The sequence below is a fragment of the Alteromonas stellipolaris genome, assembly GCF_001562115.1.
In the GTDB taxonomy this organism is placed as follows: Bacteria; Pseudomonadota; Gammaproteobacteria; order Enterobacterales; family Alteromonadaceae; genus Alteromonas; species Alteromonas stellipolaris.
This window is the reverse complement of sequence record NZ_CP013926.1, coordinates 3,514,748-3,536,653: the sequence shown is the minus strand read 5'-3', so window position 1 is coordinate 3,536,653 and position 21,906 is coordinate 3,514,748. Positions and strand designations below refer to the sequence as shown.

At 43.7% G+C, this 21,906-nt stretch carries 20 protein-coding genes; 11 read left to right on the top strand and 9 right to left on the bottom strand.

Annotated features, from left to right (window positions below; all coding sequences use genetic code 11):
* Nucleotides 1-5: 5 nt before the first annotated feature.
* The 7 genes from AVL57_RS15130 to mutT all read left to right on the top strand — a co-directional run bounded on the left by AVL57_RS15130 (nt 6) and on the right by mutT (nt 8,782).
* Nucleotides 6-779, top strand: coding sequence for a cell division protein FtsQ/DivIB (locus AVL57_RS15130; RefSeq protein WP_082604840.1), 774 nt, complete (start codon nt 6-8; stop codon nt 777-779).
* A gap of 7 nt (nt 780-786) precedes the next feature.
* On the top strand, nt 787-2,016 hold the full coding sequence (gene ftsA / locus AVL57_RS15125; protein ID WP_057789956.1) for a cell division protein FtsA: 1,230 nt from the start codon (nt 787-789) through the stop codon (nt 2,014-2,016).
* 102 nt (nt 2,017-2,118) lie between these two features.
* Nucleotides 2,119-3,288 (top strand): cell division protein FtsZ, encoded by a 1,170-nt coding sequence (ftsZ, locus tag AVL57_RS15120; RefSeq protein ID WP_057789958.1) that lies wholly within the window; start codon nt 2,119-2,121, stop codon nt 3,286-3,288.
* Between the two features lie 235 nt (nt 3,289-3,523).
* A complete protein-coding gene (gene lpxC, locus AVL57_RS15115; RefSeq protein ID WP_057789960.1) occupies nt 3,524-4,435 on the top strand; it encodes a UDP-3-O-acyl-N-acetylglucosamine deacetylase in 912 nt (303 codons plus the stop codon).
* 205 nt (nt 4,436-4,640) lie between these two features.
* On the top strand, nt 4,641-5,519 hold the full coding sequence (locus tag AVL57_RS15110) for a M23 family metallopeptidase (protein WP_057789962.1): 879 nt from the start codon (nt 4,641-4,643) through the stop codon (nt 5,517-5,519).
* Nucleotides 5,520-5,669: 150 nt separating this feature from the next.
* Nucleotides 5,670-8,387: a preprotein translocase subunit SecA gene (secA, locus tag AVL57_RS15105; RefSeq protein ID WP_057789963.1), complete on the top strand. Its 2,718-nt coding sequence runs from the start codon at nt 5,670-5,672 to the stop codon at nt 8,385-8,387.
* Nucleotides 8,387-8,782 carry an 8-oxo-dGTP diphosphatase MutT gene (gene mutT, locus AVL57_RS15100; protein ID WP_057789965.1) on the top strand — a complete coding sequence of 132 codons (396 nt, stop codon included), beginning with the start codon at nt 8,387-8,389 and terminating at the stop codon, nt 8,780-8,782. The genes secA and mutT overlap by 1 nt, the downstream gene beginning before the upstream one ends.
* Nucleotides 8,783-8,889: 107 nt before the next feature.
* Here mutT and AVL57_RS15095 read toward each other — a convergent pair whose 3' ends face one another.
* From AVL57_RS15095 to AVL57_RS15055, 9 genes are all read right to left on the bottom strand, one after another.
* Nucleotides 8,890-9,768 carry an aspartoacylase gene (locus tag AVL57_RS15095; RefSeq protein WP_057789967.1) on the bottom strand — a complete coding sequence of 293 codons (879 nt, stop codon included), beginning with the start codon at nt 9,766-9,768 and terminating at the stop codon, nt 8,890-8,892.
* 10 nt (nt 9,769-9,778) lie between these two features.
* The gene (gene yacG, locus AVL57_RS15090) at nt 9,779-10,006 is read right to left on the bottom strand and encodes a DNA gyrase inhibitor YacG (protein WP_057789970.1); all 228 of its coding nucleotides are present in this window, start codon (nt 10,004-10,006) and stop codon (nt 9,779-9,781) included.
* 41 nt (nt 10,007-10,047) lie between these two features.
* On the bottom strand, nt 10,048-10,800 hold the full coding sequence (gene zapD, locus AVL57_RS15085; RefSeq protein ID WP_057789972.1) for a cell division protein ZapD: 753 nt from the start codon (nt 10,798-10,800) through the stop codon (nt 10,048-10,050).
* A 166-nt stretch (nt 10,801-10,966) separates the two neighbouring features.
* Nucleotides 10,967-11,551 carry a dephospho-CoA kinase gene (gene coaE, locus AVL57_RS15080; protein WP_057795957.1) on the bottom strand — a complete coding sequence of 195 codons (585 nt, stop codon included), beginning with the start codon at nt 11,549-11,551 and terminating at the stop codon, nt 10,967-10,969.
* 59 nt (nt 11,552-11,610) lie between these two features.
* Complete coding sequence (locus tag AVL57_RS15075) at nt 11,611-12,531, bottom strand: prepilin peptidase (RefSeq protein ID WP_057789974.1); 921 nt, start codon at nt 12,529-12,531, stop codon at nt 11,611-11,613.
* A 110-nt stretch (nt 12,532-12,641) separates the two neighbouring features.
* The gene (locus tag AVL57_RS15070) at nt 12,642-13,850 is read right to left on the bottom strand and encodes a type II secretion system F family protein (RefSeq protein WP_057789976.1); all 1,209 of its coding nucleotides are present in this window, start codon (nt 13,848-13,850) and stop codon (nt 12,642-12,644) included.
* A 65-nt stretch (nt 13,851-13,915) separates the two neighbouring features.
* A complete protein-coding gene (locus AVL57_RS15065) occupies nt 13,916-14,365 on the bottom strand; it encodes a pilin (RefSeq protein WP_057789978.1) in 450 nt (149 codons plus the stop codon).
* Nucleotides 14,366-14,730: 365 nt separating this feature from the next.
* Nucleotides 14,731-15,585 carry a carboxylating nicotinate-nucleotide diphosphorylase gene (gene nadC / locus AVL57_RS15060; RefSeq protein ID WP_057789980.1) on the bottom strand — a complete coding sequence of 285 codons (855 nt, stop codon included), beginning with the start codon at nt 15,583-15,585 and terminating at the stop codon, nt 14,731-14,733.
* A gap of 18 nt (nt 15,586-15,603) precedes the next feature.
* Nucleotides 15,604-16,134, bottom strand: coding sequence for a retropepsin-like aspartic protease family protein (locus AVL57_RS15055; protein ID WP_138118214.1), 531 nt, complete (start codon nt 16,132-16,134; stop codon nt 15,604-15,606).
* A gap of 325 nt (nt 16,135-16,459) precedes the next feature.
* Between AVL57_RS15055 and ampD the strand changes: the two genes are divergently transcribed.
* From ampD to aceE, 4 genes are all read left to right on the top strand, one after another.
* Nucleotides 16,460-17,032, top strand: a complete 573-nt coding sequence (ampD, locus tag AVL57_RS15050; RefSeq protein ID WP_057789982.1) for a 1,6-anhydro-N-acetylmuramyl-L-alanine amidase AmpD — start codon at nt 16,460-16,462, stop codon at nt 17,030-17,032.
* A gap of 59 nt (nt 17,033-17,091) precedes the next feature.
* On the top strand, nt 17,092-17,961 hold the full coding sequence (gene ampE / locus AVL57_RS15045) for a beta-lactamase regulator AmpE (RefSeq protein ID WP_057789984.1): 870 nt from the start codon (nt 17,092-17,094) through the stop codon (nt 17,959-17,961).
* A 319-nt stretch (nt 17,962-18,280) separates the two neighbouring features.
* The gene (locus tag AVL57_RS15040; protein ID WP_057789987.1) at nt 18,281-19,027 is read left to right on the top strand and encodes a GntR family transcriptional regulator; all 747 of its coding nucleotides are present in this window, start codon (nt 18,281-18,283) and stop codon (nt 19,025-19,027) included.
* 202 nt (nt 19,028-19,229) lie between these two features.
* Nucleotides 19,230-21,905 carry a pyruvate dehydrogenase (acetyl-transferring), homodimeric type gene (gene aceE, locus AVL57_RS15035; RefSeq protein WP_057789989.1) on the top strand — a complete coding sequence of 892 codons (2,676 nt, stop codon included), beginning with the start codon at nt 19,230-19,232 and terminating at the stop codon, nt 21,903-21,905.
* Nucleotide 21,906: the final 1 nt, after the last annotated feature.

Sequence of the window (21,906 nt, the reverse complement as noted above, 5' to 3'; positions counted from 1 at the left end):
ACGCAATGACAAGTAAGACGAACACTGCAAGCGCTGTAAAAAGTAAACCAACCAAAGACAAGGCATCTTTGTGGGGCGGTGTAGTGTTCTTATTGTTTGTTATTGCTGCATTGGTGTTTGGTGCTGTGAAGGCCAACGGCTATATGCAAGATGAACAGCAAATGCCTGTTCAGGTAATTGATTTTTCAGGCGATTACCAGCATGTGAATATTAGCAGGCTAGAGCAACTGATAAGAAAGTCACAGCCGGGCAGTTTTTTCGCCCTAGACGTAAATGAAGTGTTTGAGTTGGTAGAAGCACAACCATGGGTATATCGGGCGTCGGTACGTAAAAAATGGCCAAACACGTTAAAGATATATTTGGTTGAGCAGCAACCCGTTGCCAAATGGAACGAAGATTTGCTGCTAAATCCCTACGGCGACACGTTTAACGCCGATGGGCATGATTTAGCGTTGCCAAGGTTATACGGCCCAGGTGGTAGCGAGAAGACCGCGCTTGAAGGGTATAACTCCATGCATGCGTTGTTGGCCACTACCGCCATGAATATTGAAGAATTATCGTTGAGCGAGCGCTTCGCATGGCAAGTTCAACTTGAAAATGGTATTGAATTGAATTTAGGGCGCAAGGAATTTATCGATAGATTACAACGTTTTATCGATGTATATCCCTTACTTGCGCAGCAAGAGAAGACGGTGAAATATATCGATCTTCGTTACGATACAGGTGTCGCGGTTGGCTGGGAAAACAGCAGCAGTGATACAACAAACAAAGAGAGTTAAGGAAACCATGTCAAAACCTGCTGAACGTAATTTGATTGTAGGCTTAGATATAGGCACTAGCCAGGTAAAGGCTGTAGTGGGTGAGCTGCTAGACGACGATCAAATCAGTATCGTTGGTGTCGGTACGCATGCTGCAAAAGGCATGGATAAAGGCGGTGTAAATGACTTAAACCTAGTGGTTAAGTCGGTGCAACGTGCGGTAAATGAAATGGAGCTAATGGCAGATTGCCGTGTTTCTTCAGTTTTCATGTCTATTTCAGGCCGTCACGTAAAATGCCAAAACGAAAACGGTATGGTGCCGATTAATAACCAAGAAGTAACTCAAGAAGACGTAGACAACGTTATTCATGCAGCACGCAGTGTTCCTATTGCAGCTGAACGCAGGTTACTTCATGTTTTACCACAAGAATTTACTATTGATGTGCAAGAAGGAATTAAGAACCCAATTGGCATGTCAGGCGTAAGAATGGAAGCCGACGCACACATCATTACGTGTGCAGACGATATGGCGAAAAATTTAGTGAAGTGTGTTGAGCGCTGCGAACTAAACGCCGACCAATTGATATTTTCAGCATTGGCATCAAGTTATGCTGTGCTAACGGATGATGAGCGTGAATTAGGTGTGTGTGTAGTTGATATTGGTGGTGGCACCATGGATATCGTTATCTACACAGACGGTGCCATTAGGCATACCGCTGTTATCCCTGTTGCCGGCAATCAGATTACCAGCGACATCGCTAAGATTTTCCGTACGCCAATTAGCAACGCAGAAGAAATTAAAGTTAATTATGCCTGCGCGCTGAAAGACATGGTCAGTATGGAAGAGAGTATTGAAGTGCCAAGTGTAGGCGGGCGTGCCGCGCGGGTAATGTCGCGACATACGCTAGCTGAAGTGATTGAGCCTCGATACCAAGAACTTTTTGAACTGGTACATGATGAAATTCGTGCCAGTGGTCTGGAAGAGCAAATTGCTGCCGGCTTAGTGCTAACCGGTGGTACCGCCAAAATGGAAGGTGCGGTTGAATTTGCCGAGGAAATTTTCCAGATGCCTGTAAGAGTAGGCAACCCAATCAACGTTAAAGGCTTATCTGAATACGTTGATGATGCAGGATTTGCAACCGTCGTAGGGCTTCTGCAATACGGCAAAGTGCAAGCAGATAATAAGAAGTCCAGTAAGCAAAAAACCGGTGAAAGTTTATTTCATCGCGTGCAAAGCTGGTTTAAAGGTGAATTTTAATTTTTTGGGGTCGCTATAGCTACGGCATCACGATTCGCAGGATGCAGATAATCGACTATGTGTCGTAGCAAAGCATAGAAGACGTACAACCGGAGAGTAAGTATGTTCGAATTAATGGATAGTCACGGCGAAGAAGCCGTAATCAAAGTCATCGGTGTTGGTGGTGGCGGCGGAAATGCAGTTGAGCACATGGTGTCTCAAAGCATTGAAGGCGTAGAGTTTATTGCGATAAACACCGACGCACAGGTACTACGTAGCTCAAATGCTGACGTTACCTTACAAATTGGCTCTAGTGTTACTAAAGGTTTAGGCGCAGGTGCCGATCCTAACATTGGGCGTGACGCTGCACATGAAGACAGAGAAACCATTCGCCAAGCATTAGATGGCGCAGATATGGTTTTCATCACCGCAGGTATGGGTGGTGGTACAGGTACTGGTGCAGCACCTGAAGTGGCAAAAATTGCCCGTGAAATGGGAATTCTTACTGTGGCTGTTGTTACTAAGCCATTCCCATTCGAAGGTAAAAAGCGTACTACGTTTGCAGAGCAGGGCATTGTTGAACTGGCTAACAACGTAGATTCACTTATCACTATTCCTAACGAGAAATTGTTAAAAGTGATGGGTCCAGGTACGCCTCTACTTCAAGCATTCAGTGCAGCGAACGATGTATTACGTGGTGCTGTTCAGGGGATTGCAGAGCTAATTACTCGCCCTGGATTGATCAACGTGGATTTCGCCGACGTACGTACAGTAATGTCTGAAATGGGTAAAGCCATGATGGGCAGCGGTTCAGCAAGTGGTCCAGACCGTGCTGAAGAAGCATCTGAGTCAGCAATTGCGAGCCCGCTACTAGAAGATATCGATTTATCAGGTGCCCGCGGTATTCTTGTGAATATCACAGCTGGCCCAGATTTCGCTATCGATGAGTTTGAAACTGTGGGTAATGCTGTTAAAGCGTTTGCTTCTGAAAATGCAACCGTGGTTGTGGGTACGGTTATCGACATGGAAATGACAGATGAGCTTCGCGTAACGGTTGTTGCAACCGGTATTGGCGCAGAGCGTAAACCTGACATTTCGCTAGTAAGCTCAGAAGGTTCGCGTTTAACAACGCCAGCTAAAGAGTACGGTAGCACAACAGCGTCTGAACCTCGTTCAGCATCGGTTGGTGGCACTGAAGGCAACCAAGCACTTAAAGCTGAAGATGAAGCGCAACCTGGTAATGATTTAGAGTATTTAGACATTCCAGCGTTTTTGCGTAAGCAAGCAGACTAATTCACCTCGCTGAAATTGAAGTGAATTTTTCTGAAATACCGTTGTCAGAACGGTATTAAGGGCACTATTTGTCTGGTAGGTTTTAAACTGGAAATTTTTCAGATTAATGACCAGAGTGGCGACTTGCGCGTAAATTTTTGGATTAGCGAATGGTTCAAATTGCGTATTTTTGACAAATAAGTGGTAAGTCACTATAATTCGCGACCGCTTTTTTTATAGGTAAAAGCATAAGCAGATGATTAGACAACGTACAATCAAGCACCCGGTGCAAGAAACCGGAATTGGGCTTCATAAAGGGGAAAAGGTCACAATGACTCTCCGGCCTGCGCCTGCGAACACGGGAATTGTGTTTAGGCGTGTTGACCTTGAACCTCATGTTGATATTCCGTCGCGTGCAAACGCGGTGGGTAATACCATGCTGTGTACCTGTTTGAATAATGAAGACGGCGTAACTATTCAAACCGTTGAGCATTTGGCATCTGCGCTTGCAGGGCTTGGTATCGACAACATCATTGTAGAAGTTGATAGCAACGAGCTGCCTATTATGGACGGTAGTGCTAGCCCCTTCGTATTCTTGCTTCAATCAGCAGGAATTGAAGAGTTGAACGCGCTCAAGCGCTTTATCCGTATTAAGAAAACTGTTCGCGTTGAAGATGGCGATAAGTGGGCCGAATTAGTGCCATATGATGGTTTCCGTGTTGACTTCCAGATTGACTTCGATCACCCAGTTATCAGCCAAACTCGTCAACATATGACCATGGATTTCGATTCATGTTCTTATGTGAACGAAGTAAGCCGTGCACGTACCTTCGGTTTTATGCGCGACCTTGAATACATGAATGCTAACAACTTAGCATTAGGCGGCAGCATGGAAAATGCGGTTGCGCTTGATGAATTTCGCGTGTTGAATCCTGAAGGCTTACGTTACGACGACGAATTTTTAAAGCATAAAATTTTAGATGCTATTGGTGATTTGTACTTAGGTGGGCATAGCCTTATTGGTGAATTGCGTGCTTATAAAACAGGCCACGGCTTAAACAACAAACTATTGAACGCCGTGCTTGCGCAGAAAGACTGCTGGGAATTTATAACTTACGATTCTCAAGATAAAGCACCTATACATTACGCTCAACCAGTATTAGCGTAAACCGGTATATAAAAAGCCGCCTACATGGCGGCTTTTTTTCGTTTAGCTTTTAGACTAAACAATGATAAAGTAAGCAATCTATATAATTATAATTAATGTGCCATAACTTCTTTACGTTCCAGTTCGGCCAACAGCCGTGGCTATGTTTGTTAGCAAACAGGTATTGGAAGTTCACTGAGCACGACAGAAATTTCCTATTTGTGGTATGAAGCTAACAATAACGCTATCAGGCAAGAACAAACGCTATCGTCATAGCATCAGTGTACGTACGCTGGTGAGCGCGACCGTGTTGTCGTCGATATTCATGTTAGTGTCTAGTCGTTCCACAGAATCTGTGTCTGAAGATGTGGCTAGGGTTCGCCTAGCACAATCTGAAGTGAATGAAACGCAACAAGACGTTGAAGCACTTAAACAACAGACCACTATTAAATTACAAACTTTGATTTCCCATATTGCCGAGCTTTCAGCACAAGCGTCTATGCTCGATGATAAAGGAAAACAGATAGCAACAGAATTAGGTATGACAGCGGCTGACCTGGACGCTTTTGTACCTGTATCGATACCGGACAACCTCCAAGATGATCCCTTACTCAGCGAGATTAATAAGCTCCAGCAATCTCTCGACGTAAAATCTCAGCAGCTTTCTATGCTTGAAAGTTTGGTGAGGGGTCACCATATCCATGAGCAGAGTCAATTATCTGGTCGACCGATAGCATCGGGATGGTTGTCATCTTATTATGGTATGCGCGCCGACCCCTTCACTGGTGAAACAGCCATGCATAAAGGCTTAGATTTCGCTGGCAAAGCGGGTGATGACGTTTTAGCGACTGCTGCAGGTATTGTTACCTGGGCAGGCGAACGTAGCGGTTACGGGCATCTAGTAGAAATAGAACATGGTGATGGTTTTATAACCCGTTATGGGCACAATGAAACTTTGACTGTCTCAATAGGCGATGTGGTGACCAAAGGTCAATCTATCGCTAAAATGGGCAATACAGGGCGCTCTACTGGCGTTCATGTTCACTACGAAGTAATAAGAAACGGTAAGCAAATCGATCCTCTGCCATACGTTTATAAAAAATAAACACGGCAGCAGCCAGGTAAGTAAGCATTCAGCTTACGCAACAATTAGTAATCGCTTGGCATTATCTTAATTAGATAGTGTCTTTTACGTTTAATCGCAGCTGTGCTCTTACCGTGCGGCGTCTCGACAAGTAGTGGAAATAACAAGCTAATGTTTTCAAGCATCCTTAGAAAAGTGTTCGGTAGCCGAAACGACCGTCTATTAAAAAAATTACAAAAAAATGTAGATGCCATCAATGCACTGGAAGCAGAGTATGAACAGCTTTCTGATGAGGCGTTAAAAGCAAAAACGGCTGAGTTTAAACAACGAATTGAAAAAGGCGAAAGCCTTGAAGATCTTATGTACGAAGCTTTTGCTACCGTACGTGAGGCAAGTAAACGTGTGTACGGTATGCGCCACTTTGACGTGCAAATGCTGGGCGGCCAAGTATTACACGAAGGTAAAATTTCAGAAATGCGTACCGGTGAAGGTAAAACCCTTACCGCTACGTTGCCTACTTATTTAAATGCCTTGTCAGGCAAAGGTGTTCACGTTATTACCGTGAACGATTACCTTGCTAAGCGTGATGCTGAATGGGCTAATCAGCTGTTCACTTTCTTGGGTATGCGTGTAGGTTGTAACGTACCTGGTATGGCGCACGAGCAAAAGCGCGATGCCTATCAAGCAGACGTTACCTATGGCACGAACAATGAGTTCGGCTTTGATTACTTGCGTGACAACATGGCGTTTAGCCCGCAAGACCGCGTTCAGCGCCCACTTAATTTTGCTGTGGTGGATGAAGTGGATTCAATTTTAATTGATGAGGCTCGTACTCCGCTGATTATTTCAGGCCAAGCAGAAGACAGTTCTGAACTTTACCGCCGTATTAATTTAGTTATTCCTGAATTGATTCAGCAAGAAGAAGAAGATGAAGAAGGTAAAGAAGGCGACGGTGATTACACTATCGACCTTAAAGCAAAACAAATTCATTTAACTGAACGTGGCCAGGGCCATGTAGAAGAAATTTTGCATCGTGCAGGCGTATTACCAGAAGGCGAATCGTTATTTGCTGCGGGTAACATTTCATTACTTCACCACATTAACGCAGCGCTTCGTGCCCACAAGTTGTTCTCGAAAGATGTAGATTACATCGTTAAAGAAGACCAAATTGTTATTGTTGATGAGCATACCGGTCGTACAATGGAAGGCCGTCGTTGGTCTGAAGGTTTACACCAAGCTGTAGAAGCAAAAGAAGGTGTGAAGATTCAAAACGAGAACCAAACTCTAGCGTCTATTACCTTCCAAAACTATTTCCGTTTGTACAACAAACTTGCGGGTATGACAGGTACAGCCGATACGGAAGCATTCGAATTCCAGCATATCTACAGCCTAGAAACGGTTGTGTTGCCAACGAATAAACCTATGCAGCGTAAAGATAAGGCCGACCTTATCTACTTAACGGCAGAAGAAAAATACGATGCTATTGTAGAAGATATTAAAGCGTGTGTTGAGCGCGGTCAGCCTACCTTGGTAGGGACAGTATCTATTGAAAATTCTGAGTTGTTGTCTCGAGTACTCAAGAAAAGCAAAATTCCACATAAAGTGCTTAACGCTAAGTTCCACGAACACGAAGCCGACATTGTTGCGCAAGCAGGTAAGCCTGGCGCAGTCACCATTGCAACAAACATGGCCGGTCGTGGTACGGATATCGTGCTTGGTGGTAACTGGCAAGCAGAGATTGAAAAAATTGAAAACCCTACTCAAGCACAAATCGATAAGATTAAGGCTGAGTGGAAAGTGCGTCATGATGCCGTTTTAGCATCAGGTGGTTTACATATTATTGGTACAGAGCGCCATGAGTCTCGCCGTATCGATAATCAGCTACGTGGTCGTTCAGGTCGTCAGGGCGACCCAGGTTCAAGCCGTTTTTACTTGTCACTAGATGATGCCTTAATGCGTATTTTTGCCTCTGAAAAAATGGGCAATATGATGAAGCGCTTAGGGATGGAAAAAGGTGAAGCCATTGAGCACCCATGGGTAACCCGTGCTATCGAAAACGCCCAGCGTAAAGTGGAAGGTCGTAACTTCGATATTCGTAAGCAATTACTTGAGTACGATGATGTAGCAAACGATCAACGTAAAGTGATTTACGAGCAACGTAATGAGTTGCTTGATGAAGGCGATATTAGTGAAACCATCGCAGTAATCCGCGAAGATGTGGTAAGTGGTGTGGTTGATGAATATATTCCACCACAATCTCTAGAGGAAATGTGGGACGTTAAAGGCTTAGAAGAGCGTTTACGCGCTGACTTCGCCGTAGACTTACCTATTCAAACTTGGTTAGAAAACGACGATAAGCTTTACGAAGAAAAGCTTCGCGAGCGAATTCACGATGAAGTGGTTTCTAGCTATAAAGAAAAAGAAAGTGTAGTGGGTGAACAAGTTCTTCGACAGTTTGAAAAAGCAGTGATGCTACAAAACCTAGACAGCCATTGGAAAGAGCATTTAGCGGCAATGGATCACCTTCGTCAAGGTATTGGGCTACGCAGCTATGCGCAGAAGAATCCAAAGCAAGAATACAAGCGTGAGTCGTTTGCTTTGTTCTCACAAATGCTAGAAGCGTTGAAAGTTGAAGTTATTACTATTCTTTCACGTGTGAAAGTACAAGCTGAAGAAGACGTTGAGAAAGTAGAAGAACAGCGTCGCCAAGCGGATAATGTGCCTAAGCAATTTGAGCACGAAAACGCATCTGCCACAGAAGCACCACCAGAAGCAGCAAGCGATAAAGTACGTACCGAAGTGCGTGACGGTCCTAAAGTAGGTCGTAACGATCCTTGCCCGTGTGGTTCAGGTAAAAAGTACAAGCAGTGCCACGGTAAATTAAGTTAATGAAAATTGTACATGTTGCCGTTGGGGTAGTAGTTCGCGGCACACAAGTGTTTATCAGCCTGCGAGCTGATAACGCACATCAAGGCGGCAAGTGGGAGTTCCCAGGAGGTAAAGTGGAAGCCAATGAAACCGCACTTGATGCATTACGCCGAGAGTTGCAGGAAGAAATTGGCATTCTAGTGCAATCTAGCGAGCCTTTGCTGGTAATAGAGCATGATTATGGCGATAAGCTGGTTAAGCTTGATGTGCACGCTGTGAGTGCGTTTGGCGGTGAACCTGAAGGTAAGGAAAGCCAACAAACGCGCTGGGTTGAAGTCAGTGCATTGGAAGCCAGTGAATTTCCAGCAGCTAACGTGGCTATTATCGATGCGCTTCATAAGAAATATTCAAAGTAGCGGCTGGCTTCTAACTTAAAAATATACTTCAAAATAAAAAAGGGCGGTCTTCATGGACCGCCCTTTTTTGTCTCTGTGTCACGTGCTGAAATACGGACTTCTAGAGGCTACAGCATAATCCGTGTTGCGGTGGCAAAGGCTACATCAAGCTTGTGATAAGCCGCTTCGTTAATGAAGTGAGGATAGGTTTCTTGTGCTTCTTGCCATTCAATGTCTTTACCGTCAAAAGAGCGAAATACAGGTGCGCCGGGAATGAGCGGGGCAAAGTCATTGTCTTGCAATGAGTGGTGGATCATCGCTGTACGTTTACCCTCGGCATTTAGTGGGAATTTAATATTTTCCCCTAGTCTAAATACCTCGCACTCGGGATATTGTTCAAGGCTATCTGTGTTGTAGGCTTGGCAAAAATCGAGAATAACTTCAGCCATGGTTTGGGTAAGCAAATAAACGTCTTCTCGCAATACACCTTGAGGCTGTGCGCCTACTTCAATCATGACGCCACGTTTGCCTGTGGTACACAAATAACCGTGTTCTAAATACGGCTTTTCGTCTTCCAATAGAATGTTCGCTTCAGGCATGTGATGTTTTACAAATCGAGCAAGCTGAACGTGGAAGTCATCAGCTTCTAAAATGATAAGCGTTGCACCCATGTTACTGGTGGTGTTGTGGATATCAATCACCAAGTCAGTGGCAGAGTCGCCTTTCGGGCCAAATTGTTGGTTAAGCTGTTTGGCCAGCTTAGCCTCTTTAGCAGCACTGTTTTTTTCTAACGCTTCTAGCGTGAATTGACGATTCAAATCTTCTTCAACAAACCGTACATTAGCGCTTAGGGCATCTGGGTTAGCAATGGTCAGCGAAATATCCAATGATGAAAATCGCGATGATTGCTCGTCAGAAAACCCTTCAGATTGCCAATTATGAATAAGCTGAATACCACTGGTTTCATTACCATGGGTTCCACCAACAAGCGCAATTTTATTAATCATATACTTCCTATTAGTGTTTAAAAAAGTCGTCAGACTGTTTAGCAAGCATTGCTTCTATTTCTTCAATATCGACTTCTTGGGCGGAAGGCTGTTCAGAAGGCTTTGCAGCAATTTTCCTTTCCTCTGAGGCCCATTCTCCTAAATCAATAAGTTGGCACTTTTTGCTACAAAAGGGGCGAAATTCGCTATCGTTATTCCAGGGAACCGACTTCGCGCAAATCGGGCAATCTACAACCATGAATTACTCCAGTGGCACAATAAAAATACAATGGGAGTAGTTTAACAGGCTGCCAGTTTAAACTGAATATTAGATTCAACGGCAGCGTTTTGACCTTGTGCAGGAGAGAACCATAAAAAGCGTAGGGCGTAGCGGTATTTATTACCACTAAGGGTAGGGTAGTAGCCTTCATCTACACGGCACTTAATACGGATAAGCTCGTTTTTATCTTCAGCAGCACCTTGGTAGAAGCCGTTGTCTGCGGTAACCGTTTTGAATTGTCCGCGTTCTCGAATAAAAGACAAGCTAACGGCTATGGTGTCGTCTAGTAGGCTCAAGGTGTCGAGCCATTGGCCGATTTCATGTTGGCGAGTTTCGGCTGGTTGTTGCAGCCAGAAGTGAAGATTGGGTAGGTCGAAACTACACGAACCACCTGGAATAGCGAAACGCTGCCTAATGGCACTTAGCAGTTTATCTTCTTTAAGCGCACTGCCAAAGCGGCGGTCAGTTTTTAGCTTTTGCTTAAGATTAACAATCGTTTTAAGTGCTTGATCTAATGCGGCACTGTCAATTTTAGGGTGCTGTGACCAGTAAACGAGATTTTTTTCATGGGCATCTAAATCTTTGCTCATGTCTGAGCGCAAATCTAATCGCTCAATTAAATCGAGTAACTCAAATAACTGCTCAAAGAAAACCATTTGCAGCGGAACACTGTCAGATTTCGCGGTGCTTTTTAACTGCCCAAGAAGCTGCTCTACGCGCAGATAGTTACGCACTTTTTCCTTTAGGGGAAATTCGAATACAGCTTCGCTCATGGATATCCTTAAAACACATAGACTTAACCCTAAAGCCTAATGCATGAACTGCCCTAAGCCAAGCCTACTTTCATAATCAATTAAACTTTTGACGAGTTTTAAGGAAAAAAGTTGCAGTAAAACCGGATTTACGGAGAATTTTCGTTATTTGCACTGTATTTACCAGTTACTGACCGGTGTACTTACTGTGTAGGGTGAGTACTTGCTCATTTAAAAACGCGAGGGTTTTACTATTATCGATAACATCATCTGCAGCTGCCAATCGTTCTTTTCGCGTCGCTTGCGATGCCATAATACTTTCAATAATTTGCTTAGTACTGCCATCGCGTTGCATGGCTCGTTCAAGCTGCATAGACTCTGGACAATCTACCACAATTACGCGGTCGCATAATTCTGTGAGGTTGCCCTCAACCAACAATGGAACCGATAAAATACAATAATGGCTGGTTGCATCAGCTATTTGTTGCAGCATAGTTTTGCGGATAAGCGGATGTAACAATTGATTGAGCCATTGCTTTTCTTCGCTGTTATTAAAAACTCGTTCTCGTAGCGCGGCTCTGTTAAGGGTGCCATCTTCTAACAAAATAGCGTGGCCAAAATGCTCGGTTATTCTAGTTAATCCTTCACTGCCAAGAGTAACAACATCTCTCGCCACTTCATCGGCATCAATAATATCAATGCCTAACGCTGCGAATTTATTTGTAGCGGCAGACTTCCCGCTGCCTATTCCCCCGGTAAGGCCAACCACCATTTTATCGTTTGCTTTCGAAGGCACTTTTTTTTCAACTTCTGCTGTTTTAGTTGCGTCCATTACTGTAGCGCCCATTTTATATAGTGGGTAATAATCGTGTCTTTATAAAAGAGTGTTATCCAACCTGCGACGGCAAGATATGGCCCGAAGGGGATAGCCAATGATTTGCCTTTATTTTGGAATAGCATAATGGCAATACCAGCAAAAGCCCCTACAATTGAAGACAGTAAAATGATGATAGGCAAGCCCTGCCAGCCTGTGAAAGCACCAAGGGCGGCCAATATTTTGAAGTCGCCATATCCCATGCCTTCCTTCCCGGTGACTATTTTAAACAACCAGAATACAGACCATAAACTCAAATATCCGGCGGCGGCACCAATGATAGCGTCAACAGGGCCTACAAAAATGGATTGTGTGCTAAGTATTAAACCAAGCCAAAGTAAGGGTAGGGTAAGTTGATCAGGAAGCAACATTTTATCTAAATCGATAAAAATTAAGGCAATAAGAATATAAGTAAATATCACCGCCCATATTGCTTGCGGTGTTGGGCCAAAATAATAGGCGGCGAATGTACAGGTTAGGGCAGTGAATAACTCAACTAACGGATAGCGAATAGAAATAGGGGTTTTACAATTTGAACATTTCCCGCGAAGGAATAAATAGCTAATAATAGGAATGTTTTCCCATGCCCGAATTTTGTGGCCGCAACTAGGACAGGTGCTATCTGGCTTGGCTAAATTAAACGTTTCAGGGGAAGTTTGTGCACTAGAATCTAAAACAGCGTTTTTCTTGCTATTTGTTGCATCGCTATCAGTTTCACTAAAGTAACTGGCGTATTCCTGCTTCCAACTGTTTTCCATCATAATGGGCAAGCGATGAATAACCACATTTAAAAAGCTTCCTACCATTAAACTCACTACAAAAACAAATAGGTAGAATAACCACGGGTATAATTGGCTGGTAAGCAATATCGCTTCCATAAAATAGCGTTCTCTTTTTTATTTTAGTTAATAATGCAAAAAAGGCCTGCGCTGGGCAAGCCTAATCATGTGTAGTGTACGAACAAACAAGGAGCAGCTGGCGTAAAAGGTTATACCACATTACCCATTTCAAATATGGGAAGGTACATGGCGATAATAAGTCCACCAATCACCACACCTAGCACAGCCATGATCATTGGCTCAAGCAAGCTGGTTAAGCCGTCGACCATATCATCTACTTCGGCTTCATATATTGTTGCTATTTTACTGAGCATTTCCTCAACCGAGCCAGATTCTTCACCAATGGCGACCATCTGCGTGACCATATCGGGAAATACATTGGTGGCGCGCATGGAGATAAACATTGGCATACCGCCAGCCACTTCTTTTCTAATATATAAGATAGCGTCTCTAAATACCGCATTGCCCGACGCGCCAGCAGCCGATTCAAGTGCGCCAATTAAAGGTACACCGGCAGCAAAAGTAGTTGCGAGGGTGCGAGTAAATCTTGCGATACTGGCTTTTTTGAGTATTTCCCCAATAACGGGAATTTTAAGAACCGCTCTATCAACTCTATCGCGAAAGCTTTGGCTTTTCTTATGAGCCCGCATAAACAAGTAGCCAGCTACACTAATGCAAATGCCTATGAATATCCCATAACTTTGGACAAAATTTGAAATTCCCAGTACTAATAGAGTGAATCCGGGGAGTTCCGCACCAAAGCTGCTAAATATTTCTTCAAACTGAGGAACTACGAAAATCAATAATATGGTTGTTACAATAAGCGCTACAACAACCACAGCAATAGGATAAAACATGGCCTTTTTGATTTTAGATTTAAGGGCTTCCGCTTTTTCTTTATAAGTGGCTATTCGGTCGTAAATAGTTTCTAAAGCACCGGATTGTTCACCGGTATAAACTAAGTCACAGTATAAATCATCAAAATAGTCTGGATGTTTACGTAGCGCTGAAGAAAGTGGATTACCTGCGCGAACTTCATCAGTTATCTCCGATAGGAGTTTCCGGGCTGCTGGATTGGCATGACCCTGTGAAATCATTTCTAAGGACTGAATTAAAGAAACGCCCGCTGAAAGCATTGTTGCAATTTGGCGAGATACAATCGATATATCTGCAGCTTTGATTTTTTGTTTACGCTTAAACAGTGAGGCGCTTTGTTTCCTAACCCTGTTGGCGGAAATTCCTCTTCGGCGCAGTAGAGATTTAGCTTCAGCAATGTTGATAGCGGAGAGTTCGCCTTTTTGGCTATTACCTTTTCTATCTTTCCCCTGCCATTCAAATACTAATGTTGCCTTTGCCATTTTGAGTTTCCATTTAGCTAGACAAAAAAGCCCAGTATTCACTGGGCTGTTCAAATCAAATATAGTTAAGAGGTAGGAGTTGCTGTTGCAGTTGTACAGCTGTTCGAAAGTGAATCGTCACTACATGTGATTGTCCAAGTTAAACGATTACTTGTTACAGTAGGAGTAAATGTAGCAGTTGTGCTAGACAAGCTAGAGTGATCAGCATGCGTAGCTACCGATATAACGCCTGCTGCTGTTGAAACTCCGACTATATCACCCGAAGCAGTTATAGCGGCAGGGATCCCGTTTGTTCCAGAATTACAATTTGTTAAAGCAGCATTTGATTGGTAACAAACCTCAACAGCGGTTTTAGCTGCAGCAGATGCATTAAGAAGCTCTGAGAACCTAGCTTTTTTCACATAATTTTGATAAGCAGGTAAAGCGATTGCCGCCAAAATACCGATAATGGCAACAACGATCATTAATTCGATTAGGGTGAAACCCTTTTGGTTTTTATTATTCATGTTCATCATGGTTTTCTCCGGGACGTGTATAGCACGTTAAGTTTAAATGTAATTCAAATTGACGTTTATACCCGAGTCGTCCTTAAACGCCCCTGGTACTTGAATCTAAGTATATAAATTTATTGGTCAGAGACAAGTATGCAGAAAAATACCTATGTCTGACTTTTTCAGTATGACACATTCAAAAAGGGCTTTTCAGCCCTATGTTGTTGAACTTTGGTATGAATTTGCAACTTTCGTACGTATAGATAACTATACTACCTAGAACGAAACCGGTGAAACGTGCCTATAAAGTAGTAAAGTAATTTTATACCCAAGCACGTCATTTGAACTGTTACATGTGAACTTAACGCAAGCTAATCGACAAATCTGTTTTACGCTAAATTCACTCTTAGCGATAAATCAATTGCCTTCACATTCTTGGTTAGTGCACCAGATGAAATATAGTCTACACCCAGTGTTGCTAGCGACGATAACCGTTCATCGGTAATGTTACCTGACACTTCCAGTTTACATTGCCCTTGGGTTAGCGCTACTGCCTTTTGGATCTGTTCGTTGGTAAAGTTATCCAACATAACGATGTCAGCCCCTGCAACAAGTGCTTGTTGCAATTCTTCTAAGCTTTCTACTTCTACTTCAACAGGCTTACCAGGTTTCATTTCTTTGGCGCGGCTTATTGCTTTCTCTATAGAGCCGCAGGAAAAAATGTGGTTTTCTTTAATTAAGAACGCATCAAACAAACCAATACGATGATTTTGCCCGCCGCCACAATGTACCGCATACTTTTGTGCCATGCGAAGACCAGGGAGGGTTTTGCGCGTATCAAGAATTTTGGTATTACTTCCGGCCAACAACTTCGCGTAGCTTGCCGTCACTGTCGCCGTAGCAGAAAGGGTTTGCAGAAAGTTAAGTGCTACACGCTCAGCGGTAAGAATGGCGCGAGCCGAGCCTGTTAAGGTAAGCAGAGTAGTATCGGCCTCTACGGTGTCGCCGTCTTTCACTTGCCATACTAATTCTAGGCTCTCATCAATTAACGCAAACGCTTGCTCAACCCAGGCTACGCCGCAAATAACACAATGCTCACGGGTAATAATAGTGGCAGTCGCGCTTTCGCTTTCATCTATTAAGTTCGCAGTAATGTCGTTATGCGCGTTAAGCTCGCCACCTAAATCTTCAATTAGTGCGAGAGAAACTTGTTCGCGAATGGCGTTAATGTCGGGTGAAATCATGATGATCGCTGTTTAGAATTAAAGGGTACGCAATATTAACCAATCTCCGCGCTGAGTAAACTCTAATTGCCGTAAAACACTCATTCCAAGCAAGATATGCTCACTTTGCATACCAGGGTTTAGATTTGCTCTAACGTTATTTAAGACAATGTCGCCAATACGAAGGGTATCAATAGAAGACTCAGCCACAGTAACCGTACCATTAGCGGTATTGGCTAAACCTTTGCGACCCGCTTGTAGTTGAAGCCTCTGGGCTAAATGGGCAGGAATAGACACATCGGTAGCGCCAGTATCCACCAAAAACACCACTTCTTCACCATTTATATAGCCAGAAGTAACATAGTGCCCCGCACGATTCTGCTTTAAACGTACTTCAGTTTGCGAGCCAATACGTTGTGACTGAGGTTCGCTATTTGGGTTAACTTGCTTGTCGAGCAAGCCAGAAAAAACATAGACCAGCAGGGCAAACCCACAAATCCACGCCAGCACCACCATATACTTACCGGCAGAACTCACGCCCACAGAATCATCTTCACTCATATAAAACATCTCACTTCTTTTTATCGTTCCCTTTATACCGCCTTTCTACGTACATATAAATGTATCGACCAAACTAATAGAGTTCGTAACCATTTATACCTTGCCAGCAGAAGGCAGCATTCTTTTCTGTTTTCAAAAAATACTAGTAACACTATATAAGTGTAAGGTGAGTTTGGGGGTAAAGCCGTCTGCAGCATGGATGCTGCAGACGAGCCTCCATGGATGGATTCACGGCGTGCTTTACCACCCATACGCAATGTGTTTAGCTTGTGCCAGTGGGCGGCTGGTGTCACACTGTTATTAATGAAAACAACGCAACGAATTTTCAAATTATATGGTGTTATACGAGCCCGCGACGCAAATTGATTGCCCCCATTATGATGAACGGGCCGACGAAACCGACGTGAGTGTGTTGGTTATCCACAATATTTCGTTGCCACCCTCACAGTTCGGTACATCAGGTATTCGCGAATTGTTTACGGGTACATTAAACCCAAATGAACACCCGTTTTATAAAGAAATAGCAGGTATTAGAGTGTCTGCTCATTGTGTTATTTACCGTACTGGCGAAGTAGAGCAGTTCGTGCCCTTTAATAAGCGGGCGTGGCATGCAGGGTTCTCGACATTTCAGGGGCGCTCTCGTTGTAACGACTTTACCATTGGTATCGAATTAGAAGGCACCGATACGCTACCTTACACAGATGCCCAATATGAACAACTTTCGAAGTTGAGTAAGTTTATATTGCAACAATACCCGCAAATTTCGTTAGGGCGTATAGTAGGCCATAATGATATTGCGCCAGGGCGAAAAACCGATCCGGGTGTTGCGTTCGATTGGCCACGCTACAGACAGTCACTCGATTTAACCAACACCTTAAGAAACATCATAAACAGAAAAGGTAAATAGGGCGTTTAACCGCCTGTCCATTACCCCATAATTCAGCATTTCTACGGTAGGGAATAAACATGATACTAATGAGTTTACTGTTGGTTTTAAGTCTTGAAAGGCTTATCACTAAGACACCGGTATGGCACATCGAGCGTTATGCAGTTGCCTATCAAAACTGGCTTTACGAGCGAAAATGGCTAGAAGAAGGCACGTCATCCGTAGCCTTCTATTTATACATGTTACTGCCAGCATTAATAATAGGGCTAATTGAACACTGGCTGTTCGGCGCTTTTCTTACCTTTATAGAACAAAGTGTGATTCTGTTTCTATGTATAGGCTGCCCCGTATTGCGGGCCACTTATAAATGCTTTTTAAATGCTGCAGACCGTGGCGATTTGCAAGCTTGCAGTATGTACACAGACGAATTAGGACATTGTGGAAGTGAACGGGCTAGTGATGGTACAGCGTTGGCTGAAGGGAAGAGTTTCGGGCAACATCTTACTTGGTTGAATTATCAGCATTATGCAGCAGTCATGCTATGGTTTATTGCATTTGGTGCACCGGGCGCCGTATTTTACTGTTTTAGTAGAAGTGCTACCGAGCGCTTCTGTGCATCTCAACATCCGTTGTCTATGTCGGCGGGAAAACTAATGTACGCACTTGATTTCATTCCGGTACGGATTACTGCTTTCGGTATGCTCATGATGGGGCATTTTTCTCGTGCATTGCCTGAATGGCTGAAACACGCCTTTTCATTGAATGTCTCTGCCTATGACTTGCTTACACAAGTATCGTCGAAAGCCGAGATGTTAACGCCCGAAGAGTATGAAGCTCAATCAGAAAACGCGGCTGTAGAGCCTAAAGTGTTAGTCAAGTTAGCAAAACGTAATGTTATTTTTCTGCTTGTAATTACCTCTGCGCTTACCGTTATTGGCACCCTTGCCTAACTATTCCCATTAACAAACGTATTACCATTCTATCCTGGTCTATAAATTTTTCATTTATAGATCAGGCATTTCACGTCTTATATGCTGGCTACCTCACCTCATCAGACCAGTGTGGGTTTGCTAAATTTTTGCAACAAATTCAACAATAAAGCTTAACAACAAGCAACTCCTTACAAGTTTGCTATGCTTGAGAGTATTTACCTCGGTTTCAATCTATCTTAAACTGTATAGGTAAAATGGTATTACCAATTGTGACTGTAAACCTTACTTGTTTACAAAATAGTCGCATACTCAAGTAAACGAAGGAATATAGTCACGCATGCGTCAGCAGCGAAAAAAACTTGCCGATGTTATCACCGAGCAGCTTGAATCCATGATTTTGGATGGGAGCTTATTGGCAGGTCAGAAATTGCCACCAGAGCGTGAACTTGCGATTCAATTTGAGGTATCGCGTCCTTCGTTACGAGAAGCCATTGGTAATCTCCAGGCGCGTGGATTGGTTGAGCGCAAGCAAGGGGGCGGCACGTTTGTGAATCGCAACCTTAACTCAGCCATGAAAGATCCGTTGATGGCGCTGGTGAGTAAACGGCCTGAAACTCAGTTTGATTTACTTGAGTTTCGTCATGCCTTAGAAGGTATGGCGGCGTATTACGCAGCGCTTCGTGGGCAACCTGAAGATTATGAAGCACTAAAAAATGCGCTTAATGAACTACCCACGCCAGCACCCGAAGAAAGTAAGCGGGAACAAGCTGAAGCGCTAGGTAAGTTCTACATCATTATGGCAAGAGCATCTCATAATATGGTGCTTTTACATGTAATGAGCACCATGCAGAGTATGCTGGTGGAAAACATTGAACGTAACTTTGATATGTTAGCGACTCACCCCGATGCAGTGGCCGATATTGCTCGTCAAAGACGAGAAATAGTTGAGGCTATCGCCGCACGGGATCCAGAAGCGGCACGTCAAGCGTGTAATACGCACCTTGCGTTCATTGAAAAGACATTATTAACCATTAATCAGCGTGACACTCGTGTACAACGCGCGTTACGACGATTGGAAATTTAACACGCCTTCTTGTTTACCCAGTTTTATGAGGCGTGATTATATAAGCAGAGGCTTAAAGAGAATTTTAGCTACTGCAATAGGCAAAAAGCACAGGTGAGCCATTAAGGGTCACAGCGAGTACAACGTAATTTGGTCATTCTTCTTTCGATAATTAGGTCGAAGGAAGAATTCTCTATATATAAAGCAAAAATAGGATGGCACCATGACTGATATGATGCACCAAGATGTGGATCCTCAAGAAACTAAAGAGTGGATTGACGCTCTTGAATCTGTTTTGGAAGAGGAAGGTGTAGAACGCGCCCATTATCTACTCGAGAAACTGATTGATAAGGCTCGTCGTAGCGGAGCGCACTTACCGTACGACGCCACCACAGCGTACATCAATACAATTCCTTCAGCGCAAGAGCCAAAAATGCCTGGCGACCTAACGATTGAAGCACGTATTCGTGCAGCCATTCGTTGGAATGCATTGATGATTGTATTACGTGCTTCTAAGAAAGACTTAGAGCTTGGTGGTCACATTGGTAGTTTTGCGTCATCTGCCATGCTATACGATGTTGGTTTTAACCACTTCTTTAAAGCGCCTACAGAAAATGCTGGCGGCGACTTTATTTTTGCTCAAGGCCATATCTCTCCAGGTATTTATGCCCGTTCTTTCATTGAGGGTAACCTTTCTGAAGAACAGCTAAACAACTTCCGTCAAGAATGTGCTGGTGAAGGCTTATCTTCATACCCACACCCTCACTTGATGAAAGATTACTGGCAGTTCCCAACAGTATCGATGGGCTTAGGTCCACTTCAAGCCATCTATACTGCTCGTTTCCTTAAGTACCTTACTAATCGTGGTATCAAAGACTGTTCTGAACAGCGCGTATACTGCTACATGGGTGACGGCGAGTGTGATGAGCCAGAATCATTAGGTGCTATTGGTCTTGCCTCACGCGAAGGCCTAGATAACTTAACTTTCGTTATCAACTGTAACCTACAGCGCCTAGACGGCCCGGTACGTGGTAACGGCAAAATTATCCAAGAACTTGAAGGCACATTCCGCGGCGCAGGCTGGGAAGTGGTTAAAGTTATTTGGGGCAGTTACTGGGATGAGCTTCTTGCCCGTGATAAATCAGGCAAACTTATTCAGTTAATGGGCGAAACCGTAGACGGTGAGTACCAGAACTGTAAGGCGAAGGGTGGTAAATACACTCGCGAAAACTTCTTCAACAAGTACCCAGAAACGGCTGCACTTGTAGCGAACATGTCTGATGATGACATCTGGCGCTTGAACCGTGGTGGACACGATCCAGTTAAAGTCTTTGCTGCTTATCAAAAAGCGAAAGAGACCAAAGGTCGTCCAACGGTTATTCTTGCTAAAACAGTTAAAGGCTTTGGTTTAGGTGCTTCTGGTGAAGCCTTGAACATTGCGCATAACGTGAAGAAAATGGACGTTGATTCACTTAAAGTGTTCCGTGATCGTTTCAACATTCCAATCGCTGATGAGAAGATTGAAGAGCTACCTTACTTCAAGTTCCCTGAAGACAGTGAAGAAATGAAGTACTTGCGCGAGCGTCGTGAGTCTTTAGGCGGTTACTTACCTTCTCGTAGAGAACAAGCTGAAGAACAACTTGAAGTACCTGAATTAAAAGCTTTCGATGCAATCTTAAAAGGCTCAGGCGATCGTTCAGTATCGTCTACTATGACCTTTGTTCGCGTACTTAATGCGTTGTTGAAAGACAAGAAAATTGGTAAGCGTATTGTGCCAATTATTCCTGATGAAGCACGTACATTCGGTATGGAAGGACTTTTCCGCCAAGTGGGCATTTATGCTAACGAAGGCCAAAAGTACGTTCCACAAGATGCAGACCAAGTGGCTTACTATCGTGAAGATAAAAAAGGCCAAGTATTGCAGGAAGGTATTAACGAATTAGGTGCAATGGCATCGTGGGTAGCAGCAGGTACATCTTACTCAACCTGTAACGCCACGACTATTCCGTTCTACATTTACTACTCAATGTTTGGTTTCCAACGTGTTGGCGACTTAGCGTGGGCAGCTGGCGATAGCCAAGCAAGAGGCTTCTTGTTAGGTGCTACTGCAGGTAGAACAACATTGAACGGTGAAGGTCTACAGCACCAAGATGGTCATTCACATGTTCAAGCGAACCTTATCCCGAACTGTGTAACTTACGATCCAACTTACGGATACGAAGTGGCTGTTATCGTACAAGACGGTTTACGCCGCATGTATGGCAACAACGAAAACGTTTTCTATTACCTAACATTGATGAACGAGAACTACCAACACCCAGCTATGCCTGAAGGTGATGACGTAGCAGATCAAATCATTAAAGGTATTTATAAGCTTGAACGCGTTGAAAACAAGAAGACCAAGACCAATGTACAGTTAATGGGCTCGGGTACTATCTTGAATGAAGTACGTAAAGCGGCACAGATTCTTTGTGACGATTACAATGTTTCTTCAGACGTTTACTCGGTTACCTCGTTCAACGAATTGGCTCGCGAAGGTCAAGAAGTGGCGCGCTGGAACATGTTGAACCCAGAAGCCGATCAGAAAACAGCTTACATTGGTCAGGTAATCACGAAAGATGCAGGTCCTGCTATTTCGGCGACCGACTACGTGAAGAACTACTCTGATCAGGTTCGTGCATTTATCGATACTGATTACCGCTGCCTAGGTACTGATGGCTTTGGTAGAAGTGATAGCCGTGAAAACTTGCGTACTCACTTTGAAGTTAACGCTGCATACATTGTAGTAGCTTCATTGTACGAATTGGCGCAACGCGGTGAGTTCGATAAGAAAGATGTTGCCGAAGCGATTAAACGTTTTGATATTAACGTTGAAAAACTAAACCCACTTTACGCGTAGC